Consider the following 25,869-nt stretch of genomic DNA (forward strand, 5'->3'; position numbering starts at 1 on the left):
GTATCCGCAGGGCCAGCCGCCGCAGTGGGGGCAGCAGCCGTCGGGTTGGGGTGGGCAGCCGCCGGCGCCGAAGAAGTCGTCGGCCGGGAAGGTGGTCGGGTTCTCGTGCCTTGGGGTTGTGGGCCTGGTCGTTGTGCTGGGTGTGGTGGGCGTGGCGCTGGGCGGGTCGGACAGCGGTGGCGACACGGGTGGTGAGGTGCTGGAGGTGACGGCGCCGCCGTCGAAGGGGGCTGCTGCTCCGGAGGCGAAGGCGCCTGCGGGTGCCGAGGGGGATGTGAAGATCACCGGGTGTGAGGTGAGCGACGCGACGGGGTGGCCGAAGGCGGACGTGCTGATCACCAACCGGAGCAGCAAGACGTCGAACTACATCGTGTCCGTCGAGTTCGTGGACGGCTCCGGGAAGCGCCTGGGTGACGCGATGGCGGCGTCGAACAACGTGGCGGCGGGGCAGGAGGTTGAGGAGGACGCGCAGTCCCTCGACAAGGTGTCGGGGAAGGTGTCGTGTCGGGTGACGAAGGTGACCCGGTACGCGTCCTGACGAAGGCGTGACGACGCCCGTCGCCCTTGGTGGGTGACGGGCGTCTGTGCTGCGTCAATGCGAAGGGAGCCCCGTTCCGGCTCTGGTTCCTAGGCCACTGGCCGGGAGGGCTCCCCTGTGCGGTGTCCCGTCGTCCTCTCGGCAAGAGGACCACAGGCGGCCAGCGTACCGCCTGTGCCTGTGCTGCGTCAGACGTTGTCGGTGCCCTTCTCGCACGGCTCGCCTGCCGGGCCGATGAACACATCGCCGGAAGTGGTGGACGTGGTGCCGTCGCCCCAGGTGATGGCGAGGCTGGTGACCCCGGGGAGTTTGTCCAGGCGGGTGGCTTCGAGGCCGCCGCAGGTGGTGCAGATGGCGACGTGGTGGATGCAGTCGGCCACGGGTCAGCCCTCCTTGTTCGCGGGGTTCAAGGCCAGGAAGAGGCGCGAGGCGGGCTCCTTGAGACCTGGGTAGTTCCGGGTCAGCCACGCCTGCACGTCGCGCACCCGCTTGATGGCGGCCGTGGCCTCCTCCAGTTCGGCGCGGAGCTGCTTCACCTCGTCTTCGGCGGTGGTGTGGAGCCCGCTGTAGACGGCGGCGGTCTTCCTCCACTCGGCCGCGCTGTTCATCTGCGCCCAGGTCTGCACGTACTCGGTGAAGGCGTCGGCCTCCTCGCAGGTCTGCGACGCGTGGGCAAGGTGTCGTCCGGACTCGCAGACCGGCCCCCAGTGGGCGATCGTGCGGAGGGCGAACGGACCGGTGTCGTCGCCCGTCGTCTGCGCCCCGTCGTCGTCGGTGACGACGGGCGGTACGAGGGCGAACGCGTCCTGTGCGGTTCCGTCGGCGAGGTGGTCAGCGATGCGTTTGACCTGCGTCGTCAGGGACGCGACGGCCCGGAGTAGGGCGCGGTGGTTCGGGTCGGTGGGCATGGTTGGGCCTCTCGGTGTGGTGGTCATGACGCCATCGCCAACCCGGGCTGCTGCTCGGGCTGCTGGGCCATGCGGCGGGCGGCGCGCTGGACGGCGGACTGGCGGGCCTGCGCGGCACGGCACCGCACACAGGTCGGCTCGCCCAACCGGCGGTGGATCGCGGCCCCGGTGACGGTGCCCCCCGCCTCGTGCTCGACAGCGAGCGCGACCCGGCGTGCCCGCTCCGTCCGGGCGGCCTGTGCGGCTCTACACGGGCCGCACGTCTCTCCGTAGCGCAGGTGCGCCTGGAGCGCCTTGTACGTGCCGCAGGCGACCCGCAGGCGCCCCTGGTGGTCCAGCCACGCGGTGTCGTCCGGGTTGCGGATGCGGCGGCGCTGCCCGGCGGTCAGCCCGCCCCAGGTGCCGTGGTCCTCGGGGGTGGTGAGGGCGTGGGTGGCGCAGGCGGGGCGGAGAGGGCAGTCGGCGCAGATCGCCCGTGCCTGCTCCTCGTCCTTCGGGTCGGTGCTGTCGAAGAGGTGGGCGGTGTTGGGGGTGCAGTGGGGGGTGGTTCCGTCGAGGAACTCGGGCAGGGTGATCATGGTCGCTCCTCGGCGGGCGTTGTACTGGGCGGTCAGTTGGTGGGGTCAGGCGGTGGCTGCGCGCTGCTCACGGCCCAGGGCGGCCCGGCATCGGGGGTACGGGCAGCCGGCCACCGGGGGCAGGTGGTAGCGGTCGCAGATGTCGCGGCGGTCGGTGCACTGGGCGGCGACGAGGAGGCCGACCATCTCGGCGAGCTGCTCCCCTTCGGCGGGGAGGATGACGCCGCGCCGTGCCCGGTCGAGGAGGTGGTGCAGGCGCTCGGGCTGGGTGGTCAACGGGAGACCTCGGTGGCGATGAAGTGCGCCCGGTGGTCGGCGTCGCGGCAGTACGCCTCGGGGTGTCCGGCGGGGCGGGCGCAGGGCGGGTACTGAGTGCCGGAGGTCGCGGTGGTCTTGCCGCAGAGGGGCCCGTGGAGGCGGCCGTCGTCGAGGAGGGCGAGGAGGAAGCGTCGGGTGCCGTCGGGGATGTCGGCGGCAGGGTCTTCGAGGTAGTCGAGGGCGATGGATCGCTGCTCGGCGAGGTTGCGGTAAGCGGCGACTTCGGCCATGGCGGGTGGTCCTTCCGGGGCCAGGGTGGCCGCCTGTGGTGGGGCGGCCACACAGCAGACAGGCGGTCAGGCGGGCGGGTATGTCGCGCGGTACGCGTCCAGCGCGGTGCGCCCGTTGACGGTGACGCCCGGGGCCGCCTTCCGAGCGAGGCGGAGCGCGGTGGTGAGGTCGAACCGGTGCGCGGCGAGCCAGTCGTCGCCCCGGTCGTACCCCTTGATCCCGAACTCCCACTGGCCGTCGGTTCCGAGGCAGGAACCGAGCCGGGTAACGGCCCATCGGCCTTCGCCTCGGTACTGGACGGTGATCGTGAAGACGGACCGGTTGATGTCGCCCTCGGGGAGAATCGACACCTCGTACTCGGTGGTCTGGATGGTGGCGTCGGGGACGCCGGGGGTGGCGTAGCCGAGGCCCTCTCGGATCTGGCGCATGGTTCTGTCGGTCATGTGGGTCTCCGTGGTTGGGCCGGGATCACCCGGCAGCAGGGGCGGGGGTCAGGCGGTCGCGTCGAACAGGCCGACGCTGTACGGCTCGGACAGGCGGGCGGCGGACAGACGGCAGTACGGTTCGTGCCGCTCGATCCCGATGGCGTGCATGCCCTCGTCGCGGGCGGCGAGCAGGGTGGTGGACGACCCGGCAAACGGGTCCAGCACGGTCCCGCCGGGCGGGGTGATGAGGCGGACCAGGTACCGCATCAGGGCGAGGGGTTTCGGGGTGTCGTGCCGGACCCCGTCGACCTCGACGCGCTCACGAGCCGGGGTGCGAGACTCCAGGCGGAACACGGGGAACGACCGGGCGGAGTCCCCGGTCTCGCGGACGGGGCACCCGGGCAGGCACCCGCCGGGCGGGCAGCCGTGGCCGAGGAGGATGTTCGTCGGGTAGCCGCCCCCGGAAGCCGGGCAGGCGGTCACGTTGAGACCGCCGACACCGTGGCGCAGCAGGCCGCCAACGAGGGAGTCGTAGCCGGTGGACTTGCGGGCGAGAAGGATCGGGTCATGGGCGGGCTTGAGCTGGGTGTTCCAGCCCTCCCAGCGGCGGGCCTCGCCGCTGTGGGCCCGGGACTTGATCCGGTCCTCGGACATCGCCCCGTACAGGCCGGCGGTGCGGGCGGTGCCCTGCTGCCGGCTGATGACCTGCCGCTGTGCGAATGCTTCCCCGACGGTGCGCTTGCGGGCGTTGAGCTGGGCGACGACCGGCAGGATCTCGGTGTCGTCGCACCGGATCGCGTCCCGGAGGCGGGTCCACTGATCGTCGGTAGGGATGATCGCGGCTTTGCCCTGGGTGGTCCACAGGCCGCCCATGCCGGAGAACCCGAACAGGGCGTCGATCTGCCGGTTGGTCCACCCGGCTGCGTCGCGGGCCGTCTTGAGCCAGGCGGTCACCTGCAGCACCTGCTCGCGGTCGTCGCGGTGGCGGTCTATGACCCGCGCGAGGTCGGTGCCCTTCGGTTTGCCGTGGGTGTAGACCCAGTCGAGTTGGTCGATGACCCGGAAGCCTGCATCCTCGGCGGCCACGACCATTCGGTGGTAGGTGCGCGGCGCCCCGAAGCTGAGCAGGTGCCCGCCGGGCTTGAGTACGCGGAGGCACTCGGCCCACATGGGGGTGCTGTAGGCGATGCCGGTGGAGTCCCACGCCTGGCCGGCCACCCCGATCTCATACGGGGGGTCAGTGACGACGGCGTCGACGGAGTGGTCGGGCAGGGTGGCCAGTTGGTCGCGGGCTTCACCGTGGAGGAGGGTGATGTGCTCGTCGCGGTAGTAGGGCGTGATCACCGGGTCTCCTCGGGCGCGGCAGGGACAGCGGGCGGGGTGGCGCGGGGGCTGTTGGGCTGCTGCGGGTTGCACGTCTGGTAGCCGCCGGGGATGTGGACCCAGCGGGGCGTGTACGTGCCGAACCCGGGGTCGCCCCGGTCCTCGATCTCCAGCCAGCAGTACGTGCACTGGGTCGCGAGCGGCGCCTCGCCCTCGGTGGTCGGCTGCACCCCGGCGGCAGCCTCACCGGCCAGACGGCGGAGGCCGAGGGTGACGTGCTGGACTCCGGTCCAGTAGCGCGGGTCCTGCGCGGTGTCCGCGCCGATGTCCGCGAGCAGCTGCTCGTACTGCGTGGCCACCTCGTTGAGCACGGCGGCCCGGTCGGCAGGCGCGGGCGGGGCGGCGGGGACGTGCGGGTCGTCCGGCCAGCGGCCAGCACGGTGGTCGGCGTCCTTCTCGCACCGGCCGCCGTCGGTCATCACCGGGCAGCGGCCGTCCTCGCCCGTGCTGGTGCCGAGGAGCTGCCGGGCCACCGCCAGGGCAGGCGCGGGCAGCACGGACAGGACGGCGTCGGACCGGCGCAGGTAGGCAAGCTCGTCGTCCTCGTACTGGACGGGCCACTCGGGGTGGCCATCACGCAGGGCCATCGCCTGGGCGATAGCGGCGCGCAGCTGGTCGGTGGGGTGGTCAGGGGTGGTGGGCATCAGGGGCTCCTCGGTGGCGGGGACAGGGGCGGCCCGGTGGCCGCCGGCTGGTGGGCTATGCGGCGGGGTGGCTGCCGGAGGTGGGGTCGCAGCCGAGGTGGGTGTCGTATCCGCGGTCGGCTCTCAGCGGCTGGAGTTCGGTGCCGCAGATGGTGCAGAGAGGGGTGTCGGAGGGGTCTTTTTCACCCCCCTCTCCCCGACCTCCCTGCTCCCTAGAGAGGGGAGCCGGGGAGGGAGGTTCGTTTATGGGCTTCCCCGCGGCCTCCCCGTTCTGCGGGGGGATAGTTGACCTGCGGTTTTCGTCTGCCTCCCCGGACCTCCCCGGTTTGGGCTGGGGAGGTTTGTTGAAAGTTGCACCGGGGAGGTTTCCGGGGAGGTTTTCGGAGGCCATCAGCGGCTCGAACGAACCCCGCGATTTGCGGATCTTGAGAGCCGTTTCGATCTTCGATTTGGACATCTGGATACCTCGGTCCGCGCACCAGCGGATGACTCGCGGGGCACCCCATGTGCCGTCCACGCCGTCCCTGTCGAGACGTGCCACCAGCCACTCGGGTGTGCCGGGTTCCAGGGCGCGAGGGCGGGTGTCGAGGGATGCCAGGACCACGCTGGTAACGGGCCGGCCGTCGGCCTTGGTCTCGCCGTCGAGGGTGACGACCTTCAGAGCCCACTGGAGGTCGGTGCCTTCTTCGTCGTCCTTCTGCTTGCCGACCTTCATCGTGACGACGATGTTCTGCGCGTTGTCGCCCTTCTTCGAGACGTGCATCTCGGACTGCAACGCACCCTTGGCGGCGGAGGCGCCGCGGCCGTGGTCGCCGACGTGCCCGGTGTGGTGGATGACGAGGACGCACGCTTCGGTGGCGCGGCGGAGGTCGTCCATCCGCTCGACGACGATGCCGAGTTCGGTGTTGGAGTTCTCCTCGACGCCGACGGACACGCGGGCCTGCGTGTCGATGACGATCAGGGCTGGCTGGAGTCGGCGCATGGCCTCGATGAGGGTGTCCCACTCGGGGCCGCGCGTCTGGACGGGGCGGGGCAGGAAGAGGACGTTCTCCATCTTCAGCCCGTAGTGCTTCTCCCAGGCGCGGACGCGCTTGCGGATGCCGCGGGCGCCTTCGGCGACGAGGTAGACGACGGTGCCCTGCTGGACGTGGTGGCCGTGCCAGTGCATGCCGGTGCCGACGTGTCCGGCGATGTCGATGGTGACGAAGCTCTTCATGTGCCCGGACGGGCCGATGATCCGGGCGAGGGTGTCGCGGTGGAGAAGGTCCCCGACGAGGGGTTCCAGGGCGGGCATGTTGTCGAGGCTGGAGGCGTCGAGGAGTTCGGCGAGGAGGGCGTCGGCGGGGTCGCCGGAGCGGCCGGCGGCGCGTTCCTTCTGCCGCTGGAGGTAGTCGTCGATGAAGGTGACGGCCTGGCCGGGTTCGGCGTCGGGGGCGGTGGCCTGCTGGACGATGCGGCGGCCGAGGTCGGCTTCGGCGCGGAGGTCGGCGGCTTCGCGCACCTTGGCGGCCCAGTATCCGGGGTCGCTTCCGACGTGGTCGGCGACCTGGAGGAGGTAGTTGGGGCCGCCGGCGCGGGTGAGCTCCTTGCGGCGTTCCAGTTCCATCTGGACGGCGAGGGTGGTGGTGGGTTCGCCGTGGTCGGCGAGGTGTACGACGGCGGCCCAGATGAGTTCGTGGGCGGGGCGCAGGAAGTCGGAGCCCTGGAGGATGGTGCGCACGGCGGGGATGTATCGGGGGTAGTGCATGCATCCGCCGATGACGTCCAGCTCTGCGTCCACGATGGCGGGGGCGCTGGGCTGGTCGCGGGGTTCCAGGTGGCGGACGTTCTCCACGGTGCGGGCTCCGATCAGAAAAGGGTGGTGGGCTCGGGCTGGCAGTGGTGCTCGATCACGACGTCGTGCGCGCAGTTGCGGGAGGGGCAGCGGAAGCGCAGTTCGGGGGCCCGGTGGGGGCCGGTGACCAGGCACCAGGTGAGCCGGTGCGGTGTGCGCTGTTCGGCTTCTTCGCGGGGGGTGATGGGTGTGGTCGCCGCGGTGATGCGGAGGGCTGCGACGCGGCCGACCCATTGGGTGATGAGGGTGGTACCGCAGCCGGGGCACGGGCGGGTGGGGGTGGTGCCCCGGCTGCGGGCCATCAGGCGCTCTGCTGCTCGGACTCGAACAACGTGCCGCCGGACGTGCGCCGGTCGTACATCTCGCGCTGCATGCCGCGGAGCCGGCCGCCGCTGATCTCGTCTCCGGCGACCTCGATGCCGACGACGCGGACCTTGACGGCGGGGGCCTTGTCCTCTTCGGGGCCGGGCTCGGTGCGCTCGACGTGGGCGAGTTCGACGACGGCCATCCACCGGCCCTGCCGGTTCTTGAACATCTGGTCGGCGTACGGTTCGAGGGCTTCGGCGACGTCGGTGAGGACCTTGGAGTCGAACTTGATGTCGGCGTCGATCTTCTGGTAGCTCATGCGGCTCGTGCTCCTTGCTGGGTGGGGTGTCCCGGGCAGGTAGCCGGGTGGGTGATGCGGATGGTCTGGGTGAAGTGCTGGACCTTGTCGGCGCCCTGGACGGTCTCGGTGGTCTCGCAGAGGAGGCACTCGTATTTCGCGGCGGGCTGTTCGACCCATCGGCCGTCGCGGGTCTGGCGGCCGAACTTGGTGGAGAGGGCGCCGGTGATGGCGCGGCCGTCGGGCAGCGGGTATGCGCTCATGCCGCTGCCCTTGCTTCGGCTTGGAGCGGGACCCCGGTGGCGGCGGACAGGACGTGCGCGGCGAACAGCGGGGGTATTGCGTTGCCGACCTGGAGGGACCGCTGGCCCTTATTGCCCTGAAGCGGGTAGGTGGCGCGGAAGCCTTGGAGGACGACGCCTTCCTCGACGGTGAGGTTGAGGTGCCCGCCGGCCTGCTTCCCGCCGACGTGGCCGACGGTCCCGGTGACGGTCGGGGCGGGCTTGTGGTGCGCCCAGTGCCCGGGGTTGTCCATGGCTGCGCGCATGGCCCGGCGGCTGGTGGATGACCAGGGTTCGGCGCCGCCGGTGTCGGTGCCGCCGCCGGTGATGGTGGGCGCGGGGCGCTGGGTGTAGCCCCAGCCGAGGGCGTCGGCCATGGTGACCCACGGCAGGAGCCGGTCGCCGAACAGGCCGTCGGCCGGGTGCTCGGTGTGGGTGGGGGCTGGGGCGGTGACGTCCCGGGTGCGGGAGGCGATGAGGATGGCCCGCCGTCGGGTCTGGCCGAGCCCGTAGTCAGCGGCGTTGAGGACGCCGACCCACACGCTGTAGCCCCAGGCACGGAGGTGCTGGGCGTACTGCTGGAACAGGGGCAGGACCGCGGGGACCTCCTCCATGGCGATCCACTCGGGCCGGAGGTCGTGGTGCCAGCGCATCGGCTCGGCGGCGAGCAGGCTGCGGGGGTCCTTGCACGTGGTGAGGAGCTGGGCCCGGGTGTCGCGGCCGCGCGCTAGGTCTTCGACGGCCTGGTGCACCACCGGCTGGTCCAGGAGGCCGAGCCGGTGGCCGCCCTTCGTCCAGGGCTGGCAGGGGGCGCTGTCGACCTTGCCGACGACCCGGCCTCGGAGCGGGGCGGTGGGCATGGTGGAGACATCGCACCGGACCACGGTGTGCCCGGCGGCTTTCGCGGTGGCGCAGGCATTGGCGTCCCACTCCAGGCCGATGGCTCGGGTGGTGATGAGGCCGAGGATGCGCCGGCCTTCGGCCCAGCCGCCCGGGCCGTGGAACCCCTCGACGATGAGGTCCGCCTCAGTGAGCTTCACCTGGCCACCGCCACGATCTCCGGCCACGCGCACCCGGCCAGCGCGCTGAGCGCCTTCTCCGGCACCGGCGCGAGCGGGTGCCCCAGGTGGTGCAGGCCCATCGCCATCGCCGTGTACGCGTCGGCCTGGTCGTACCTGCCGATACCCTCGGTGTGGTGCCCATACCGGTCCGCGACCCCCGAACGGACCTCGCCCTTGGTGGCGTTGCCGCGGCCGGTTGCGAACATCTTCAGCGAGCTCGGGGGGACGACGCCGTACGGGATGCGGTGCCGGTAGCAGTATTGGCGGACGAGGATCCGCAGCCCGGCCAGCTCCTCGTGCCCGGCCATTGCCCCGTGCCCGAACGACGGGCCCTCCATCACGACGAGGTCGGCACGCTTGACCATGTCGCCGACGGCGGTGACCAGGTAGTGAAGCCGGTCGTCACCGCGCCGCTTGGTGCGGATGATGTCGGACCATCCGGCGCCGGCCACCCCCGTGCAGGTGAGGGAAAGGTCGAGGCCGATGACGAGGGGCTGGGTCACCGCGGCCGGGCTGGGGCTCAGCCCGGCCGCGGGAGTCTGGTCGAACAGGGTGGGGGTGATCATGCGCTTCCACCCCTCTGGCGGGGGATGAGCGGCCAGGCACCCTCGACGACGGCAGCCGGGTCCTTCTTGCGGAAGTACGCCTGGAGCGACGCGGCCTGCTCGGCCGCCCACTCCACCTGCGCCCGGTGCAGCTGCTCCAGGCCCATCGCGACGAGCGGGGGGTGCATGGTGCCCTGCCGCCACGCGACGCGGCACGCGGCGATCGCATCGGCGTCCGCGGTGTGCGCGTCACCGATCGGGACCTGGTAGTGGTCGCACAGGGCGGTGAGCTTGCGGCTGCCCTTGCGGTACTTGTCGACCTGCTTGTCGATGACGAACGGGTCGATCACCAGCGGGGCGGGCAGCGGGTCCAGCCCGTACCGTTCGGCCTCGCGGTCCAGGAGGGTGAGGTCGTAGCGGGCATTCATGGCGACGACCGGGACCCCGGAGAGGATGACTTGCGAGAGGGCTCCGAGGATCTCCTCGACGGCCTGCCGGAGGTCGACACCTTCGGCGTGTGCGCGGGCGGTGGTGACGCCGTGGATGGCGGCGGCCTCGTCGGGGATCTCTTGGCCGTCGACGTCGGTGAGCCAGTTCGCGGTCTGTACGGGCTGGTTGTCGCCGGCCTGGACGATGCAGGCGGTGACGATGCGGGCGGTCAGTGGGTCGGGTCCGGTGGTTTCGAGGTCGAAGCCGCACATGCGGCCGAGGTGCCAGCTCATGAGCGGCTGCCCTTCAGGGAGGTGAGGAACGTGCGGAGCGCGGGCGCCGCGGCGGTGGCGGGGAGTTGTCCGCCGTTGGTCCGGGCGAACTCGGTCTCGACCTCGTCGGTCGTCATGCCGTGGACGCCGGCGGCGGCGATGATGCGGAACCAGAGGTCTTCGACGTCGTCGTCCTCGATGACTTCGGCGTCGATCGCCCCGTCCTCGTCGGGCGGAGCGTCTCCGTAGTCGGCCGGGTTGAGGAGCCGCTGTACGTCGTCCGGGTGCGGGCCGTCCTCGGGCGCCTGCTCCGTGGTCTTCACCGGCGCCCCGAGCGCGGCCGCCTTCGCGGTCAGCGTGCCAGCGAGCGCCTTGTCCATGTGCCCGGCGGCCACGGCCTGTTCGTACAGCTCGCGTACTGCCGCCGGGGTCGTGGCCACCGCGGCGAGCGCCGCGTAGTCCGGGCGCCCGCCGGTGATCGCGACCCGCTCGGGGCCGGAAGCCACCGCCGGGGTGCCGCCGGTGATGTTCCCCGCCATCAGTGCGGTCGGGGTGATCTCCACGTCCAGCGTCGGGACCATGAACCGGGCCGGGCCCTCGTCCCGCTGGACGAGCTTCTCCTCCATGCCGAGCCATCCGGCGACGTACCCGCCGGCCTTGGCCAGCAGCTCGGCGGCCGGGGGCAGTTCAGTCGCGGCGTAGTAGCCCTTCGTGATGAGGAGCCACTGGCCGAGGGCGGGCACGTCGCGGAGCATGACGTTGACCCGGGTCGTGATCTTGCACTCGCGGTTGTCCGGGTCGCACAGGCACGGCCGGTCACGCTTGTACTCGGTGACGCCGTCACAGCGGCGCTGGCACTTCGATCCGGCGTACAGCTCGTACCACTGGGACACGGCGTCGCGCGGGGGGATGAGGACGGGCAGCCGGTTGGTGGTGGAGTACACCTCGAACTCGGAGGGCCCGCCGTTCGCGGGGGTCCAGGGCTGCACCTCGCCGCCGTACAGCTCGGCGACGGAGGTGAGGATCTCGCGGGACGGGCTGGTGAAGCGGAAGTGGTTGAGCTTGGCCGGGCGGGTGTAGGCCTTGTTGTTCTTGGTGGTGCCGGCCACGACGTGGCCGAGGCGGATCTCTCCGAGCTGACGCATCCGCATCTGGAGGTTGATGATGGGCATCAGGCAGCAGCCTTCTCTTCGATGGTGGGCAGGGCGAGGGCCTGGCCGACGACGGTCTTGGACAGGCCGGACACCCAGTCGGCGGCTTGCTGAACGATGCGGAACGCGGCGAACACGTCGTTGCCGCACGCGACGGGGATGAGCCGGTAACCCTCTGGCCGAAGGTGGAGCACCACCCCGGTGGAGTGGGTGGCGGGCATCGGCACGGTCGATCCGTCCCGCAGCCATGCGACCTCGGCCTTGCGGTACGCGGACATCTGCAACGCGGCCTCGGGGTAGACGCCCTTGACGTCCAGCTCCCCGCCGGTCTTCGTGTCGCCCATCAGCACCGTGCCGGCGGGTACCTCGAACTCGGCGGCGATCAGCGGCGAGCGGAGCAGGTAGTCGAGGGTCCCGGCGTATCCGGCGGTGCGGTTGCCGACGACCATCTCCGACGCCTCGAAGGTGACCTGCCAGTCCTCGACGAACCGCAGGAAGTTCGCCAGGTACGGGGCCATCTCCGGGTCGTCGACCAGGCCGGCGGGCATCGGCTCACCGAGTACGTGCGCCTCGATGATGGAGTGGACGGCCGACCCGATGTCCGCGCGCTCGTCCTTCTTGCGGAGCGGGGCGCGGCGCAGCCAGTCGTACATCTCGGTGCGGGTCTCGGGCCGTCGGGAGGAGGCGACGAGCTGGGGCAGGTGGGCGAACGCGGTCTCGGCGACGAGGTTCGCGGCCCACCGGGAAAGGACGTCGCCCTTGGTGGAGCCCTGCGAAAGGATCGTGGTGACGCGGCGGTACTTCTCGCCGGTGACCTTGTCGCGGTACCACCCCTGGGAGGGCTTGGGGATACGGTCGGGTCCGGTGGGTGCCGGGGTCGCCTTGCGGCGGCGGCCGGCGGCCGGGGCGGTGTTCGCCCCGGCCAGCGCGGTGTTGGTCACAGGACCCTCCCGAGGGTGACGAACGCGGCGACGGCGAGCAGCGCGTAGAAGGTGAGAGCGAGCGCGGCGACGCAGCTGATCGCGATGCCTCCGGTGCAGGTGCAGCCTTCGAAGGTGCGGCGGCAGCGCGGGCAGGTGGGGTTCATGCGGCACCGTCCTGCTGTACGGCGGGGATGCCGCGCTCGCTGCGGAACTCGGCGATGGCCTTGCCGCAGCACACCGGCTCGCCCTCGACGCTGCGCTTGTCCTGGTTGGTCGAGTCGTCGGCCGCCTCGTCGGCGGTCAGTTCCTCCCAGACCAGCCAGCAGTGCGAGCACGTGTGCGTCTCGGTGTAGGTGACCCGTCCGCTCTGCACATGGGGAGCGCGGAGCAGCTCGGCGAGCATCGCCTCGCAGCGGCGCTTGTACGCGGCGTCAATGTCGCGGCTCGCGAGGCGGTCGCCCACCGACAGGCCGGGGCCGAGGTCACCGAGCGACCGGGGGGCGATGGTGAGCTCGAAGGGGTCGCCGTCGATCTCACCGTCGAGGTCGTAGTCGAGGTTGGTGAAGCCGAGTGCGCTGATGTGGGTGTGGGTGTAGCGGGGGCGGATCTCGATGATCACGCGCCAGTCGTCGCGGTTGGTGATCTTCATGACGCCCTCCGGTCCCGCTGCATCGGCGCCTTGGCCAGCGACACAGCCGGGACGTCCGGCGTGTCCACGGCGTCCGCCTCGGCGGACACCTGCACACCCAGCCGGTACACCCGGGCACCCACACGGCGGGCCTGCTGGCCCGTCATCCGGACGCGGGTCGCGAGGCGCTCGAGCAGCTCGTCCTTCAGCTGCTCGAAGTCGAGGCGGTCCGTGTCCTGCTCCCCGTCGATCGGGGCGGAGTTCAGCGCGATGAACCGCTCGAAGAACTCGTCGCTCCCGAGGAGGTCGAGGAGGTCGTGGGTGTTGTTGTCGACCAGGGCGGCGACGTCCAGCGTCACCCAACCCGGGGTGTTTCCCGGGTAGTAGCGGCCCGGCACGGGCTCACGGTTCGCGCTCACAGGGCACCGCCCTCGGGGAGGTCGCGGCCCACCGCGTACGTGTGGTGCAGCGGGGAGTCGTGCGGGTCCTCGGCGGGGGCGGGCGGGGTGCTCTGCTTGTCCTCGGCGGGCCAGCCCACCGGCAGGCCGAGCGACTGCGACAGCTGACGCCGCGCTTCCGCGTGACCGGTCCACCGGTAGTAGTCGTGCTCGCCGCCCTCGACGAACGCGCGAAGGTTGGTGACGTACTCGGCCCGCTGGGCGCAGAACGCGGCGGTCTTCTCGGCCTGCGCCTCCAGCTCGGCGACCCGCCGGGTCAGCGTCCGGTTCTCGTTCTCCACCTGGAGCCGCTCCAAGTCGGCGCGCTCCACCCGGATCAGCAGTTCCTCGTTGGTCTTGAAGACCGAGTTGCGCTGCGTCCGGAACCCGTCCCGGTCCTCGCGCAGGGCCACCAGCTCGGCCGCTGACTCCGGGGACTGCAACAACCCCGCCGCCTCCAACGCCGCCGCGATACCCGTGGCGGTGTTCCGCTGCTTCTGCGCCGCGCACACCACACCAGCCGCCGCAGCCACACGCCGCGCGTTCACAGGGCCACCGCCGTGGCGTCAGCCGCCGCGTACAGCACCGCGACCGCGCACTCCGTCGTACGCCCGTCCACCTCGGCCCAGTCGTCGACGTGGTCCTCCAGGTCGAACAGGTCCCCGAACTCCGGGCCCTCCCCGTCGACCTCCAGCCGCAGCGCGAGGACGGCCACGGCCTCTTCGGCGAGCAGCGAGTACGACCGGGGGTCACCCTTCACCGCGCACCGCAACGCCGCCGGGATCGACAGCGGCCGCGAGGAGTACGGGGTGTCCTTGTCGGACAGGGCGTTCGGGAAGTAGTCCCCGCCCTGGTACAGGCCGTTCGCCGCGAGCAGCCGGGCCGCAGCCCGGAACGTGCACGCGACCGTCGTCGGCCGGGGCATGGGCACGTCCACATGGACCGTGCGCCGGTGACCGGCAGGCAAGTCCGTGGGACGGATACTCTGTACGGACACGATGTCCTCGTCTCTCTGATGGGTGAGGCTGTCGTCGGGGTCGACCGGATGCGCGTCCGGCGGCCCCGCTTTCATGAGGTGGATCAGGCGGCCTGAGCCGGCCGAGACCGAGGGCCCGCAGCAGCGCGGGCCGAATCGAACGCAAGTCGCAGATGCTCCAGCTGCTCGGTGCTCAGCGGCGGCGCCTCGTCGACAAGGCGACCGATGGACGCCAGTACCGTCGGGCCGAGGCGGCGCTCAGCGGCGGCCCGGTCGAACGGCGGCGTGCTCATGCCGTGTCCGCAGCGGTGACGATGGCCAGCGGCGCCTGGTTGGCGCGGCAGACGGGGACGAAAAGAACCAGCAGGTCGACCCCGATACGCGCCGCGATGTCAACCGCCGTGGACTCGGGTACCACCTGGACTGCGCCAGTCAGCAGACCGCCGATGGTGCCGTGGGCGATGCCGATGTCCGCCGCCAGCTGGCGGGTGGTGGTCCGCTCGCCGGTGCCCGTACGTCGCATCAGGGTGCGCAGCAAGTCCCGGCTGACCAGGGTGTATTTCGCGCTGACGTCTTCGCTCACATCAACCTCTTACAACAGGGTGTTGTTCTGGTTGGACAGGAGAAGCGTCGCACACGATGAACGTCATGTCCATCTCCTGCAACAGTGGGATTCGGAACCGGCCATTGCGCCAGTGCGCCCTGGCGTCGGTGTTGCATATCGTGGACACTCTGTTCGGCGCGTGAGATGACCTAGCGGCGCCACCAGGGGGAATGTCGGGCATTCCCCCTCAGTCACATGAACACCCCCACGCTCATGACATGACACGGAGTGGCAGGATGAACCTCATGGCCGAACACGACGCACCCGCGCGGACGGACCTGTCCGACCTCGTGCGCGCCCGCCGGCAGGAGCTACGGCTCAGCCTCCGGGCCGTTCAGGACCGGACGGTTGACCCTGACGCCGGCGAACCACTGCTGAAGTACTCGTGGATCGACCGTCTGGAGAAGGGGCAGCCGGTCATCCCGCCCCAGTACCCCCAGTTGCGCGCGCTCGCGGCCGCGCTGGAGCTGTCGCTCGGGGCAGTGCAGGATGCGGCCGGGGCCCAGTTTTTCGGCATCGACACGGTCTGGTCGGAGTCGCATGAGGCGCGCGCTCTGGTGCGGCGAGCGGACCGTATGAGTCCGGAGCAGCTGGAGCAGCTGCGTCGCCTCATTGATGCCATCGCGCCACCGGAGTGACGCTCCGGCATATGCCATGGCCTCCGCTTGTACGTACCGTAGTGCTTGCGCGCTGACGGTAGTCAGAACCTGTTCAGTGCGGCACCATTACGGTCTGCCTGGCGGGCATGAGATTCCGGTAACCTGCACAAAGCTGGGGCGATCGAACTAACGAGCGAACGACGCGGCGGCAGGGCACACACATGGGGGTCAGATGTCCGAAGGTGGCGGAGCGGCACACACCGGGAGCGCCCGTATTGTGCTCAGTGATCTTGTACCCGACGGCAGGGCCATGGTGGAAGTCGTGCGCGGTGACGACACCGTGATCTGCGTCCGCCGCGGCGAGATGAGCGAAGCGCTGGTGAAGGAGTGGAACCAGCATCTGGATCACGCGACCAGGTCGGGCTGCTGGCTACGCCCGGAGACGGACGAAGAGCCGACCGGTCACCCACCCCTCTGAACTACAAGCGATACGAGAAAGCGGCGCCCTTTAAGGGCGCCTTTTTCGTGGGTTCGATCTCGCCGTCGCGTGCGCGGTCCTCGGTGCGGCGGAGCGGATCGACCCCGCCTCCATCGCTGATGTGGTGATGATCGGCGAACTGGGGCTGGACGGCCGGGTCCGCCCCGTACGGGGCGTGCTGCCGGCCGTCCTCGCGGCGGCCGAAGCCGGATACCAGCAGGTCGTCGTGCCCGAGCAGACGGCAGGGGAGGCCGCCCTGGTGCCGGGAGTCTCGGTCCTCGGCGTCCGGAGTCTGCGCCAGCTCATCGCCGTCCTCTGCGACGAACCGGTCCCAGACGAGCCCGGCGGCGACCGGGGGCGCCCCGACGCGATGCTCGCCGGGCTCATGGTCCCGGGCACCGGCCTCGGCGCCGGCCTGGCCCAGGCCTCCTCGCGTGGCGAGGGGCACACCCCGGACCTGGCGGACGTCGCGGGACAGCTGCGCCCCCGCAAGGCTCTGGAGGTGGCCGCGGCGGGGGGACACCATCTGCTGTTCTCGGGCCCGCCCGGTGCGGGCAAGACCATGCTGGCCGAGCGGCTCTCGACGGTCCTGCCGCCGCTGACCCGGCAGGAATCCCTCGAAGTGACGGCGGTCCACTCCGTGGCGGGCATCCTCCCCCCGGGTGAACCACTCGTCTCCCGGCCGCCCTACTGCGCCCCGCACCACTCGGCGACCATGCAGTCCCTGGTAGGCGGAGGCAACGGGATGCCTAGGCCAGGGGCGGTCTCGCTCGCCCATCGAGGGGTGCTTTTTCTGGACGAAGCGCCCGAATTCTCGGGCAAGGCCCTGGACGCGTTGCGCCAGCCACTGGAGTCGGGCCATGTGGTGGTGGCGCGGTCGGCGGGGGTGGTGCGGCTGCCCGCCCGGTTCCTGATGGTGCTGGCCGCCAACCCGTGTCCCTGCGGACGGCACACCCTCACCGGCGCGGGCTGCGAGTGCCCGCCCTCGGTGGTCCGCCGCTACCAGGCGCGACTGTCCGGCCCCCTCATCGACCGGGTGGACCTGCGGGTCGAGGTGGAGCCGGTCGACCGCGCGGCTCTGCTGGAGCAGGGCGGCCGGGGCGAGCCGACGGCCGCGGTCGCCGCGCGGGTGGGGGAGGCCAGGGCGCGGGCGGCGGAGCGGCTGGCCGGGACGCCGTGGACGACCAACAGCGAGGTGCCCGGCCATGAGCTGCGGACCCGGCTGCTGGCGGCCCCCGGGGCGGTGGCCGCGGCGGAGCGGGACCTGGAGCGCGGCATCCTCACGGCCCGGGGGCTGGACCGGGTGCTGAGGGTGGCCTGGACGGTGGCCGACCTGAGGGGCGCTCCCCGGCCGGAGGCCCACGACATCGCGGTCGCCCTGGAGCTGCGGACCGGCATCCAGCGCGGGGCATCGATGGAGGCGGGGGCACGGTGAGGGGGACGGAGACCGCGGAGTCGGGTCAGGCAGAGGGGCTGGAGCCCGAGCGGCTCGCGAGGGCCGCGTTGACGCGGGTGCTGGAGCCGGGGGACGAGCGCGCGGGGGCCTGGCTGCGGCAGGACGGGCCCGTCGAGCTGTTACGGGCGCTCCGCGTCGCGGACGGCTCCGCGGAGAGGCTGCCGGGGATGACCGCCGTACGGCTGGAGGGCTACCGGCTCCGGGCGGCGGCGGCCGAGCCCGAGCGGGACCTGTCGACGGTGGCCGCCCTGGGCGGGCGCCTCGTCTGCCCGGGGGACCGGGAGTGGCCGAGCCAGCTCGACGACCTGGGGGACGCGCGGCCCGTCGGGCTCTGGGTGCGGGGCCGGCCGGACCTGCGGCTGTGGGCCCTGCGCTCGGTCGCGGTGGTCGGTGCGCGGGCCTGCACGCCGTACGGGGCGCACATGGCGGCGACCCTCGGCGCCGGGCTCGCGGAGCGCGGCTGGGTGGTGGTGTCGGGTGCCGCGTTCGGTGTGGACGGAGCGGCGCACCGCGGGGTCCTGGCCGTGGGCGGCGCGACGGCGGCGGTGCTGGCCTGCGGCGTCGACGTCACCTATCCGCGAGGACACGCGGAGTTGATCGGGAGGGTGGCACAACAGGGTCTCGTGGTAGCGGAGTTGTCGCCGGGCTCCCATCCCACCCGCAGCAGGTTCGTCCAGCGCAACCGCGTGATCGCCGCCCTGACCAGAGGAACGGTCGTGGTGGAGGCCGAGTACCGCAGCGGTTCCCTCGTCACCGCCCGTCAGGCCCAGCGGCTCGGCCGGTTCGTGATGGGGGTGCCGGGGCCCGCCACCAGTGGACTGTCGGCCGGTGTCCACGAACTGCTGCGCGGTGAGGGCGTGCTGGTCACCGACGCCTCCGAAGTCGCCGAGCTGATCGGGGAGATCGGCGACCTCGCACCGGACCGGCGCGGCCCGGTGCTGCCCCGGGACCGGCTGGACCCGGAGGCGGCGAGGGTCCTCGACGCCCTCCCGTACCACGGCCTGGCCGGCCCCCGTGACCTGGCCCGCGGCGCCGGGACGTCCGCCGACGAAACGCTCGCCCGCCTGTACGAACTGCACTCACTGGGGTTCGTCGAACGCGAGGGCGACGGCTGGCGGTTGACGCGTCCGTCACCCTGCGACGGCGACGTACGGCGAGGCGGTTCTTGACCTGGAGCATTCGGGTGAAAAGGTAAGGCCGATGACCTCGCACGATCGATCGGTGACCTGTCGGGGGCCCTCGCCCACGGTGACGGCTCCGGCTCCCGGCGGGTGCGGGCGGCGTGAACGGCAGAACGCAATCGCGCCGCCCGGATCTCCGCTCCTGTGCGGACTGCGACACCGCAGTCACGCTACGCTCACAAGGATTCCGCCCCAGACAAAGGTCCCCCAGCACTTCACGGCAGAACGGCTCAAGGCACCACATGCCCCAGCACACCTCCGGGTCTGACCGCGCGGCAGTACCACCGGTTGCGCGTGGCACTGTGCGCCCTCCCGCCCCCTCCTCGCTCGACGAACTGTGGCGTTCCTACAAGAGCACCGGCGACGAGCGGCTGCGGGAGCAGCTGATCCTGCACTACTCGCCGCTCGTCAAGTACGTCGCGGGCCGGGTGAGTGTGGGACTGCCTTCCAACGTCGAGCAGGCGGACTTCGTCTCCTCCGGAGTCTTCGGACTGATCGACGCCATCGAGAAGTTCGACATCGAGCGGGCCATCAAGTTCGAGACGTACGCGATCACCAGGATCCGCGGCGCGATGATCGACGAACTGCGGGCGCTCGACTGGATCCCCCGCTCGGTACGGCAGAAGGCGCGGAACGTGGAGCGCGCCTACGCCACGCTGGAGGCGCAGTTGCGGCGCACCCCCTCCGAGTCCGAGGTCGCCTCGCAGATGGGCATCGCCCTGGAGGAACTGCACGCGGTTTTCAGCCAGTTGTCCCTGGCCAACGTGGTCGCTCTGGAAGAGCTGCTGCACGTCGGCGGCGAGGGCGGCGACCGGCTGAGCCTGATGGACACCCTGGAGGACACCGCTGCCGACAATCCGGTCGAGGTCGCCGAGGACCGCGAGCTGAGACGGCTGCTCGCGCGCGCCATCAACACGCTCCCCGACCGGGAGAAGACGGTGGTGACCCTCTACTACTACGAGGGCCTGACCCTCGCGGAGATCGGCAACGTCCTCGGCGTCACCGAGAGCCGGGTCAGCCAGATCCACACCAAATCCGTGCTCCAGCTCCGGGCCAAACTGGCCGACGCCGGACGCTGAAAGTCCCCCTCCGGCCACCCGGAGAGAGGCTGATCCCTTTCCTCCGGCCACCCGGACCGACGCTCTGCCCTTCCCTCCGGCATCTGCCGCCGTAGAGTGGATGCGTGCCCAGGATTCGAGCGGCCTCCGTGGCCGAGCACCGGACCATGCAGCGCGGCGCCCTCCTGGACGCCGCGCGCTCCCTGCTGTCCGAGGGCGGTACGGAGGCGCTGACCTTCCCCGCACTCGCCGAGCGCACGGGCCTCGCCCGGTCCTCCGTGTACGAGTACTTCCGCTCCCGTGCCGCCGTCGTCGAAGAGCTCTGCGCCGTCGACTTCCCGGTCTGGGCGGCCGAGGTCGAGAACGCGATGGAGCGCGCCGAGACCCCCGAGGCGAAGATCGAGGCGTATGTGCGCCGCCAGCTCGACCTCGTCGGGGACCGCCGTCACCGGGCGGTCGTCGCGATCTCCGCGAGTGAGCTGGACGCCGGTGCCCGGGAGAAGATCAGGGCCGCGCACGGCGGCCTGATCGCCATGATCGTCGACGCGCTGGGGGACCTCGGCCACACGCAGCCCAGGCTCGCCGCGATGCTCCTGCAGGGATCGGTGGACGCTGCCGTGCGCCGTATCGAGCTGAGCGTCGCGGAGGAGCCCGGCGTCATCGCGGACACCGCCGTCGCGATGATCCTGCGCGGCGTACGAGGCTGAGCGCGGCGGCCCCCGTCGCTCCACCCGGTTCCGGCATCCCGAACACGGGCAGCAGCCGTGACGGCCCGCGCCGCAGGAGTGCGCGCGGCAGCAGCGAGAGCGGGTCCAGGTAGGCGTCGCCCCGCCGCAGCCCCCAGTGCAGGCAGCCCGCGGCGCAGTGGAACGGTCCCGCCTCCAGCACCCCGACCGGCTGCCCCGCGACGACCTCGTCGCCCTTGTCCACCAGCGCCCGTACCGGCTCGTACGTCGTGCGCAGCGGGGGCGCTCCGCTCCCGGCCAGCTCGACGACGAGCGACCCGCGCCCGGCCACCCGCCCCGCGAACGAGACCCGGCCCGTGGCGGCGGCCAGGACCGCGTCACCCGGCCGGGCCGCCAGATCGACGCCGCGGTGGCCGGGCCCGTACGGGGTGGCGGGCGGCTCCCACCCCCGTACCACCGCGGGGCGGCCGGCCAGCGGCCAGACCGGGCCACCGTCCAGCTCCGCGAACGTCCCGTCGCCCGCCCCCGCCCCTGCCTCCGCGTCCTCGTCCGGCCCGGCTGCCGACGGGGGCGCCTCCGCGCCCGGTGCCGTCGCCGGCGGCGCCTCCCCGGTCCGGGCGGCGGGCAGGAACCGGGCACCGGCCGAGGTCACCGGCGCCGCCGCCAGCAGGACCGCGATCAGCAGGAACATCGGCGCACGCCAGCGGCGGGGGCCGGGTGGGCGGGGCGGCAGGGTCAGGAATCGCATGGACCAACGCTCTCCCGGAGGGCCGGATTCCGGGGATCACGGACCGCTCCTGTGGAGTACTCGCCGGTTGTGGATATCGCCGTCACCCGGCACCCGGCGGGTCCCGTACACTTCTTGTGGCGATCCGGGTCACCGGGTCGACTTCGCACGCCCCGCCACCTCCCTCTTCCGAGATGGTGGCCGCGCCCCTCGGTCCCTCGTGGCACGGCGCGTCGGGGCGTCAGGCGCGAACGCAAACCTGCGATCGCGATAACCGAGCACCTCAAGGAGTACGGCCATGGCCGTCGTCACGATGCGGGAGCTGCTGGAAAGCGGCGTCCACTTCGGTCACCAGACCCGTCGCTGGAACCCGAAGATGAAGCGCTTCATCTTCACCGAGCGCAACGGCATCTACATCATCGACCTGCTCCAGTCGCTGTCGTACATCGACCGCGCCTACGAGTTCGTCAAGGAGACCGTCGCCCACGGCGGCTCCATCATGTTCGTGGGTACGAAGAAGCAGGCCCAGGAGGCCATCGCCGAGCAGGCGACGCGCGTCGGCATGCCGTACGTCAACCAGCGTTGGCTCGGTGGCATGCTCACCAACTTCTCCACCGTCTACAAGCGCCTTCAGCGTCTGAAGGAGCTCGAGCTCATCGACTTCGAGGACGTGGCCGCCTCCGGCCTCACCAAGAAGGAGCTCCTGGTCCTCTCGCGTGAGAAGGCCAAGCTGGAGAAGACCCTCGGTGGTATCCGCGAGATGCAGAAGGTGCCCAGCGCCGTCTGGATCGTCGACACCAAGAAGGAGCACATCGCCGTCGGTGAGGCGCGCAAGCTCCACATCCCGGTCGTCGCGATCCTCGACACCAACTGCGACCCCGACGAGGTCGACTACAAGATTCCGGGCAACGACGACGCGATCCGCTCCGTCACCCTGCTCACCCGCGTGATCGCCGACGCCGTCGCCGAGGGCCTCATCGCCCGCTCCGGTGCCGCCACCGGTGACTCGAAGCCGGGCGAGAAGGCCGCCGGCGAGCCCCTCGCCGAGTGGGAGCGCGACCTGCTCGAGGGCGACAAGAAGGACGAGACCGCGGCTGCCGCCGAGGTCCAGTCCTCCGCCGAGACCGAGAAGGTCGCCGACGCCGAGAAGCCTGCCGAGGCCGTCGCCGAAGCCGAGGCCGCTGTCGAGGCTCCGGCCGCCGACGCCCCGGCCGCCGACGCGGACGCCGAGCAGGCCTGACACCCGTCACGGCTACTGACGGCGGGGGTCGGCGCCACAAGCGCCGCCCCCGCCGTTCACCCGTAGATCTTTCAGACTTCGAAAGAGACATACAGACTCATGGCGAACTACACCGCCGCTGACGTCAAGAAGCTCCGCGAGCTCACCGGCGCCGGCATGATGGACTGCAAGAAGGCGCTCGACGAGGCCGACGGCAGCGTCGACAAGGCCGTCGAGGCGCTCCGTATCAAGGGCCAGAAGGGCGTCGCCAAGCGCGAGGGCCGCTCGGCCGAGAACGGCGCCGTCGTCTCCCTCATCTCCGAGGACAAGACGTCCGGCGTCCTCCTCGAGCTGAAGTGCGAGACGGACTTCGTCGCCAAGGGCGACAAGTTCCAGGCCGTCGCCAACGCGCTGGCCGCCCACGTCGCCGCCACGTCCCCGGCCGATACCGCCGCGCTCCTCGCCTCCGAGATCGAGCCCGGCAAGACCGTCCAGGCGTACGTGGACGAGGCCAACGCCAACCTCGGCGAGAAGATCGTCCTGGACCGCTTCGCGCAGTTCACCGGCGCCTTCGTCTCCGTGTACATGCACCGCACCATGCCCGACCTGCCCCCGCAGATCGGTGTCCTGGTCGAGCTGGACAAGGCCGACGCCGAGCTGGCCAAGGGCATCGCGCAGCACATCGCCGCCTTCGCCCCGAAGTACCTCTCCCGCGAGGACGTTCCGGCCGAGCTCGTCGAGGCCGAGCGTCGCGTCGCCGAGGAGACCACGCGCGCCGAGGGCAAGCCCGAGGCCGCACTCCCGAAGATCGTCGAGGGTCGCGTCAACGGCTTCTTCAAGGAGGCCACGCTTCTCGGCCAGCCCTACGCGCTGGACGCCAAGAAGTCCGTCCAGAAGATCCTGGACGAGGCCGGTGTCACCCTGAAGCGCTTCTCGCGCATCAAGGTCGGCATCTGAGTCCGTCCGGGCGAACAGCGCCGGACCCGATAGGGTCTGGTGCAGTCGACGGCCGCACTCACGCCGGACGACCGCAGATCTGACGAGGAGGCCATTGCCGCTGTAGGGACACCAGACCCACCGGCAATGGCCTTCTTCGTATGTGCACGAGGAGAATTTCCATGGACAAGGGCGCGGACGCCATTCAGGCCGACGACAAGCGCGACGACACGTTTTCCGGGCGCTTCATGCTGAAGCTCTCCGGCGAGGCCTTCGCCGGTGGCGGCGGCCTCGGCGTCGACCCCGACGTCGTGCACACCATCGCCCGCGAGATCGCCGCCGTCGTACGCGACGGCGCGGAGATCGCGGTGGTCATCGGGGGAGGCAACTTCTTCCGCGGTGCCGAGCTCCAGCAGCGCGGCATGGACCGGGCCCGGTCCGACTACATGGGCATGCTCGGCACCGTCATGAACTGCCTGGCGCTCCAGGACTTCCTGGAGAAGGAGGGAATCGACTCGCGCGTCCAGACCGCCATCACCATGGGCCAGGTCGCCGAGCCGTACATTCCCCTGCGGGCCGTACGGCACCTGGAGAAGGGGCGCGTCGTCATCTTCGGCGCCGGCATGGGCATGCCGTACTTCTCCACCGACACCACCGCCGCCCAGCGCGCCCTGGAGATTGACGCCGAGGCGCTGCTCATGGGGAAGAACGGTGTGGACGGGGTCTACGACTCCGACCCGAAGACCAATCCCGACGCGGTGAAGTTCGACGCGTTGGAGTACGGCGAGGTGATCTCGCGCGATCTGAAGGTCGCCGACGCCACCGCCATCACACTCTGCCGTGACAACAAGCTCCCGATCCTCGTCTTCGAGCTGACCGCCGAGGGCAATATCGCCCGCGCGGTCAAGGGTGAGAAGATCGGCACGCTCGTCAGCGACGAGAGCACCCGGGCCTGACGGCCCCCCAGGATGGACAACGGCCTGCCGGTCGGACACCGTGCAGGTGAGGACGCGACGCAGGACCCGCAGGGCCCGTCGGTGACGGGCCCGCTCAAGACACGCAGGAGCACGTGGTGATCGAAGAAATCCTCCTCGAGGCCGAGGAGAAGATGGAGAAGGCCGTTGTCGTCGCGAAAGAGGACTTCGCCGCGATCCGTACCGGCCGCGCGCACCCGGCGATGTTCAACAAGATCGTCGCCGACTACTACGGCGCGCTGACCCCGATCAACCAGCTGGCCTCGTTCTCGGTTCCCGAGCCGCGGATGGCCGTCGTGACGCCGTTCGACAAGACCGCGCTGCGCAACATCGAGCAGGCGATCCGCGACTCCGACCTCGGCGTCAACCCGAGCAACGACGGCAATATCATCCGGGTGACCTTCCCTGAGCTCACCCAGGACCGCCGCAAGGAGTACATCAAGGTCGCCAAGACCAAGGCCGAGGACTCCAAGATCTCGATCCGCTCCATCCGCCGCAAGGCCAAGGAAGCGCTCGACAAGCTCGTCAAGGACAAGGAGTCCGGCGAGGACGAGGTGCGCCGCGCCGAGAAGGAGCTCGACGACACCACCGCGAAGTACGTCGCGCAGGTGGACGAGCTGCTCAAGCACAAGGAAGCCGAGCTGCTCGAAGTCTGATGAACGACTCTTCCTGGGGTGCACCGCAGGGAGCCGGTTACCGGGGTGCCCCCGAGATGGGGGTCGCTCCGGCGGGTCCCGCCTACGATGCGCATGAACCCCAGCAGACTCGGCCCATGCCCAACGTGCCGGACGTCCCCGACGCAGGTAGAGACGCACAGAGCCGCGCCAGCCGGGACGGGGACGCCGCGCACGTCGGCGGCCCCCTGTTCCGTGACGAGATGCCGCAGGAGCCCATGTCCACCCCGCTGCCGTCCCCGCCGCAGAAGAAGCGTGCGGGGCGTGATCTGCGCGCCGCCATAGGGGTCGGCGTGGGGCTCGGCGCCGTCATCGTCGCCTCGCTGTTCGTCGTGAAGGCCGTCTTCGTCGGCGTGATCGCCCTCGCCGTCGTCGTCGGCCTCTGGGAGCTCACCTCCCGCCTCCAGGAGCAGAAGGGCATCAAGGCGCCCCTGCTCCCGCTGGCCGTCGGCGGGGCCGCGATGGTCGTCGCCGGCTACGCACGCGGCGCGGAGGGCGCCTGGGTCGCCATGGCCCTGACCGCCCTGGCGGTGCTGGTCTGGCGGATGACCGAGCCGCCCGAGGGGTACCTCACGGACGTCACGGCGGGTGTCTTCGCCGCGTTCTACGTCCCCTTCCTGGCCACCTTCGTCGCCCTGCTGCTGACGGCGGACGACGGACCGTGGCGAGTTCTCACCTTCCTCGTCCTCACCGTCGTCAGCGACACCGGGGCGTACGCGGTCGGCTGGCGCTTCGGCACCCACAAACTGGCCCCCCGCATCAGCCCCGGCAAGACCCGCGAGGGCCTGCTCGGCGCCGTCTCCTTCGCGATGGTCGCCGGCGCGCTGTGCATGGAGTTCCTGATCGAGGGTGGCGCCTGGTGGCAGGGTCTGCTGCTAGGTCTCGCGGTCGCCGTCAGCGCCACCCTCGGTGACCTGGGCGAGTCCATGATCAAGCGGGACCTCGGAATCAAGGACATGGGCACCCTGCTCCCCGGCCACGGCGGCATCATGGACCGGCTGGACTCGCTGCTGCCGACCGCGCCGGTGGTGTGGCTGCTGCTCGTGCTGTTCGTCGGCTCCGGCTGAGGGTCCGCGCAGCCTCGCGCACCACGTCCCACCTGCACGTTCTA

At 71.1% G+C, this 25,869-nt stretch carries 35 protein-coding genes and 1 pseudogene; 12 read left to right on the top strand and 24 right to left on the bottom strand.

Annotated features, from left to right (window positions below):
- Positions 1 to 118: 118 nt before the first annotated feature.
- Positions 119 to 538, top strand: a complete 420-nt coding sequence (locus tag ABZ154_RS03665) for an FxLYD domain-containing protein (RefSeq protein ID WP_356828673.1) — start codon at positions 119 to 121, stop codon at positions 536 to 538.
- A gap of 188 nt (positions 539 to 726) precedes the next feature.
- On the opposite strand, the gene ABZ154_RS03670 is transcribed toward ABZ154_RS03665, so the two are convergent.
- From ABZ154_RS03670 to ABZ154_RS03780, 23 genes are all read right to left on the bottom strand, one after another.
- Entirely contained in the window at positions 727 to 918 is a 192-nt protein-coding gene (locus tag ABZ154_RS03670; protein WP_356828675.1) for a hypothetical protein, read from the bottom strand.
- Between the two features lie 3 nt (positions 919 to 921).
- Positions 922 to 1,446: a hypothetical protein gene (locus ABZ154_RS03675; protein ID WP_356828677.1), complete on the bottom strand. Its 525-nt coding sequence runs from the start codon at positions 1,444 to 1,446 to the stop codon at positions 922 to 924.
- A gap of 23 nt (positions 1,447 to 1,469) precedes the next feature.
- The gene (locus tag ABZ154_RS03680; protein WP_356828679.1) at positions 1,470 to 2,024 is read right to left on the bottom strand and encodes a WhiB family transcriptional regulator; all 555 of its coding nucleotides are present in this window, start codon (positions 2,022 to 2,024) and stop codon (positions 1,470 to 1,472) included.
- A 45-nt stretch (positions 2,025 to 2,069) separates the two neighbouring features.
- Complete coding sequence (locus tag ABZ154_RS03685) at positions 2,070 to 2,300, bottom strand: hypothetical protein (RefSeq protein ID WP_356828681.1); 231 nt, start codon at positions 2,298 to 2,300, stop codon at positions 2,070 to 2,072.
- Positions 2,297 to 2,572: a hypothetical protein gene (locus ABZ154_RS03690; RefSeq protein ID WP_356828683.1), complete on the bottom strand. Its 276-nt coding sequence runs from the start codon at positions 2,570 to 2,572 to the stop codon at positions 2,297 to 2,299. The genes ABZ154_RS03685 and ABZ154_RS03690 overlap by 4 nt, the downstream gene beginning before the upstream one ends.
- A gap of 66 nt (positions 2,573 to 2,638) precedes the next feature.
- Positions 2,639 to 3,016, bottom strand: coding sequence for a hypothetical protein (locus tag ABZ154_RS03695; protein WP_356828685.1), 378 nt, complete (start codon positions 3,014 to 3,016; stop codon positions 2,639 to 2,641).
- Between the two features lie 48 nt (positions 3,017 to 3,064).
- Positions 3,065 to 4,342, bottom strand: coding sequence for a DNA methyltransferase (locus tag ABZ154_RS03700; RefSeq protein ID WP_356828687.1), 1,278 nt, complete (start codon positions 4,340 to 4,342; stop codon positions 3,065 to 3,067).
- On the bottom strand, positions 4,339 to 5,025 hold the full coding sequence (locus ABZ154_RS03705) for a hypothetical protein (RefSeq protein WP_356828689.1): 687 nt from the start codon (positions 5,023 to 5,025) through the stop codon (positions 4,339 to 4,341). Before ABZ154_RS03705 ends, ABZ154_RS03700 begins: the two co-directional genes overlap by 4 nt.
- A 55-nt stretch (positions 5,026 to 5,080) precedes the next feature.
- Positions 5,081 to 6,859, bottom strand: coding sequence for an AAA family ATPase (locus tag ABZ154_RS03710; RefSeq protein ID WP_356828691.1), 1,779 nt, complete (start codon positions 6,857 to 6,859; stop codon positions 5,081 to 5,083).
- A 14-nt stretch (positions 6,860 to 6,873) separates the two neighbouring features.
- Positions 6,874 to 7,161, bottom strand: a complete 288-nt coding sequence (locus ABZ154_RS03715) for a hypothetical protein (protein WP_356828693.1) — start codon at positions 7,159 to 7,161, stop codon at positions 6,874 to 6,876.
- Entirely contained in the window at positions 7,161 to 7,484 is a 324-nt protein-coding gene (locus tag ABZ154_RS03720; protein WP_356828695.1) for a hypothetical protein, read from the bottom strand. Before ABZ154_RS03720 ends, ABZ154_RS03715 begins: the two co-directional genes overlap by 1 nt.
- Complete coding sequence (locus ABZ154_RS03725; RefSeq protein ID WP_356828697.1) at positions 7,481 to 7,726, bottom strand: hypothetical protein; 246 nt, start codon at positions 7,724 to 7,726, stop codon at positions 7,481 to 7,483. Before ABZ154_RS03725 ends, ABZ154_RS03720 begins: the two co-directional genes overlap by 4 nt.
- Entirely contained in the window at positions 7,723 to 8,784 is a 1,062-nt protein-coding gene (locus ABZ154_RS03730) for a DNA cytosine methyltransferase (RefSeq protein WP_356828699.1), read from the bottom strand. Before ABZ154_RS03730 ends, ABZ154_RS03725 begins: the two co-directional genes overlap by 4 nt.
- On the bottom strand, positions 8,781 to 9,371 hold the full coding sequence (locus ABZ154_RS03735) for a hypothetical protein (RefSeq protein ID WP_356828700.1): 591 nt from the start codon (positions 9,369 to 9,371) through the stop codon (positions 8,781 to 8,783). The genes ABZ154_RS03730 and ABZ154_RS03735 overlap by 4 nt, the downstream gene beginning before the upstream one ends.
- On the bottom strand, positions 9,368 to 10,072 hold the full coding sequence (locus ABZ154_RS03740; RefSeq protein WP_356828702.1) for a 3'-5' exonuclease: 705 nt from the start codon (positions 10,070 to 10,072) through the stop codon (positions 9,368 to 9,370). Before ABZ154_RS03740 ends, ABZ154_RS03735 begins: the two co-directional genes overlap by 4 nt.
- Positions 10,069 to 11,223 carry a hypothetical protein gene (locus ABZ154_RS03745; RefSeq protein ID WP_356828704.1) on the bottom strand — a complete coding sequence of 385 codons (1,155 nt, stop codon included), beginning with the start codon at positions 11,221 to 11,223 and terminating at the stop codon, positions 10,069 to 10,071. The genes ABZ154_RS03740 and ABZ154_RS03745 overlap by 4 nt, the downstream gene beginning before the upstream one ends.
- The gene (locus ABZ154_RS03750) at positions 11,223 to 12,143 is read right to left on the bottom strand and encodes a hypothetical protein (RefSeq protein ID WP_356828706.1); all 921 of its coding nucleotides are present in this window, start codon (positions 12,141 to 12,143) and stop codon (positions 11,223 to 11,225) included. The genes ABZ154_RS03745 and ABZ154_RS03750 overlap by 1 nt, the downstream gene beginning before the upstream one ends.
- On the bottom strand, positions 12,140 to 12,289 hold the full coding sequence (locus ABZ154_RS03755) for a hypothetical protein (protein WP_356828708.1): 150 nt from the start codon (positions 12,287 to 12,289) through the stop codon (positions 12,140 to 12,142). Before ABZ154_RS03755 ends, ABZ154_RS03750 begins: the two co-directional genes overlap by 4 nt.
- Positions 12,286 to 12,774, bottom strand: coding sequence for a hypothetical protein (locus tag ABZ154_RS03760; protein WP_356828710.1), 489 nt, complete (start codon positions 12,772 to 12,774; stop codon positions 12,286 to 12,288). The genes ABZ154_RS03755 and ABZ154_RS03760 overlap by 4 nt, the downstream gene beginning before the upstream one ends.
- The gene (locus ABZ154_RS03765) at positions 12,771 to 13,172 is read right to left on the bottom strand and encodes a hypothetical protein (protein ID WP_356828712.1); all 402 of its coding nucleotides are present in this window, start codon (positions 13,170 to 13,172) and stop codon (positions 12,771 to 12,773) included. The genes ABZ154_RS03760 and ABZ154_RS03765 overlap by 4 nt, the downstream gene beginning before the upstream one ends.
- Complete coding sequence (locus tag ABZ154_RS03770) at positions 13,169 to 13,738, bottom strand: hypothetical protein (protein WP_356828714.1); 570 nt, start codon at positions 13,736 to 13,738, stop codon at positions 13,169 to 13,171. The genes ABZ154_RS03765 and ABZ154_RS03770 overlap by 4 nt, the downstream gene beginning before the upstream one ends.
- Positions 13,735 to 14,115 (bottom strand): hypothetical protein, encoded by a 381-nt coding sequence (locus ABZ154_RS03775; protein WP_356828716.1) that lies wholly within the window; start codon positions 14,113 to 14,115, stop codon positions 13,735 to 13,737. The genes ABZ154_RS03770 and ABZ154_RS03775 overlap by 4 nt, the downstream gene beginning before the upstream one ends.
- A gap of 340 nt (positions 14,116 to 14,455) precedes the next feature.
- The gene (locus ABZ154_RS03780; protein WP_356828718.1) at positions 14,456 to 14,749 is read right to left on the bottom strand and encodes an XRE family transcriptional regulator; all 294 of its coding nucleotides are present in this window, start codon (positions 14,747 to 14,749) and stop codon (positions 14,456 to 14,458) included.
- A 266-nt stretch (positions 14,750 to 15,015) separates the two neighbouring features.
- Here ABZ154_RS03780 and ABZ154_RS03785 point away from each other — a divergent pair, with 266 nt between their 5' ends.
- The 6 genes and pseudogenes from ABZ154_RS03785 to ABZ154_RS03810 all read left to right on the top strand — a co-directional run bounded on the left by ABZ154_RS03785 (position 15,016) and on the right by ABZ154_RS03810 (position 20,249).
- On the top strand, positions 15,016 to 15,408 hold the full coding sequence (locus ABZ154_RS03785) for an XRE family transcriptional regulator (protein ID WP_356828719.1): 393 nt from the start codon (positions 15,016 to 15,018) through the stop codon (positions 15,406 to 15,408).
- Between the two features lie 283 nt (positions 15,409 to 15,691).
- Positions 15,692 to 15,847: a hypothetical protein gene (locus tag ABZ154_RS03790; protein WP_356828721.1), complete on the top strand. Its 156-nt coding sequence runs from the start codon at positions 15,692 to 15,694 to the stop codon at positions 15,845 to 15,847.
- 49 nt (positions 15,848 to 15,896) lie between these two features.
- Positions 15,897 to 17,282, top strand: a pseudogene (locus tag ABZ154_RS03795) (ATP-binding protein); the annotation flags it as partial.
- Complete coding sequence (gene dprA, locus ABZ154_RS03800) at positions 17,279 to 18,472, top strand: DNA-processing protein DprA (protein ID WP_356828723.1); 1,194 nt, start codon at positions 17,279 to 17,281, stop codon at positions 18,470 to 18,472. The pseudogene ABZ154_RS03795 and the gene dprA, both read left to right, overlap by 4 nt.
- Positions 18,473 to 18,726: 254 nt before the next feature.
- Positions 18,727 to 19,563 (top strand): RNA polymerase sigma factor WhiG, encoded by an 837-nt coding sequence (gene whiG, locus ABZ154_RS03805; protein ID WP_356828725.1) that lies wholly within the window; start codon positions 18,727 to 18,729, stop codon positions 19,561 to 19,563.
- A 128-nt stretch (positions 19,564 to 19,691) separates the two neighbouring features.
- The gene (locus tag ABZ154_RS03810; RefSeq protein WP_356828829.1) at positions 19,692 to 20,249 is read left to right on the top strand and encodes a helix-turn-helix domain-containing protein; all 558 of its coding nucleotides are present in this window, start codon (positions 19,692 to 19,694) and stop codon (positions 20,247 to 20,249) included.
- Here ABZ154_RS03810 and ABZ154_RS03815 read toward each other — a convergent pair.
- Complete coding sequence (locus tag ABZ154_RS03815; RefSeq protein WP_356828727.1) at positions 20,200 to 20,976, bottom strand: M23 family metallopeptidase; 777 nt, start codon at positions 20,974 to 20,976, stop codon at positions 20,200 to 20,202. The two genes, ABZ154_RS03810 and ABZ154_RS03815, sit on opposite strands and share 50 nt — an antisense overlap.
- A gap of 277 nt (positions 20,977 to 21,253) precedes the next feature.
- Here ABZ154_RS03815 and rpsB point away from each other — a divergent pair, with 277 nt between their 5' ends.
- From rpsB to ABZ154_RS03840, 5 genes are all read left to right on the top strand, one after another.
- Entirely contained in the window at positions 21,254 to 22,195 is a 942-nt protein-coding gene (gene rpsB / locus ABZ154_RS03820; RefSeq protein ID WP_030629544.1) for a 30S ribosomal protein S2, read from the top strand.
- A 99-nt stretch (positions 22,196 to 22,294) separates the two neighbouring features.
- Complete coding sequence (gene tsf, locus ABZ154_RS03825) at positions 22,295 to 23,131, top strand: translation elongation factor Ts (RefSeq protein ID WP_356828729.1); 837 nt, start codon at positions 22,295 to 22,297, stop codon at positions 23,129 to 23,131.
- 161 nt (positions 23,132 to 23,292) lie between these two features.
- A complete protein-coding gene (pyrH, locus tag ABZ154_RS03830; protein ID WP_356828731.1) occupies positions 23,293 to 24,066 on the top strand; it encodes a UMP kinase in 774 nt (257 codons plus the stop codon).
- A 116-nt stretch (positions 24,067 to 24,182) separates the two neighbouring features.
- The gene (gene frr, locus ABZ154_RS03835) at positions 24,183 to 24,740 is read left to right on the top strand and encodes a ribosome recycling factor (RefSeq protein WP_018509617.1); all 558 of its coding nucleotides are present in this window, start codon (positions 24,183 to 24,185) and stop codon (positions 24,738 to 24,740) included.
- Positions 24,740 to 25,825: a phosphatidate cytidylyltransferase gene (locus ABZ154_RS03840; protein WP_356828733.1), complete on the top strand. Its 1,086-nt coding sequence runs from the start codon at positions 24,740 to 24,742 to the stop codon at positions 25,823 to 25,825. Before frr ends, ABZ154_RS03840 begins: the two co-directional genes overlap by 1 nt.
- Positions 25,826 to 25,869 lie beyond the last annotated feature (44 nt).

This window comes from Streptomyces sp. NPDC006261 (genome assembly GCF_040613515.1).
GTDB lineage: Bacteria > Actinomycetota > Actinomycetes > Streptomycetales > Streptomycetaceae > Streptomyces.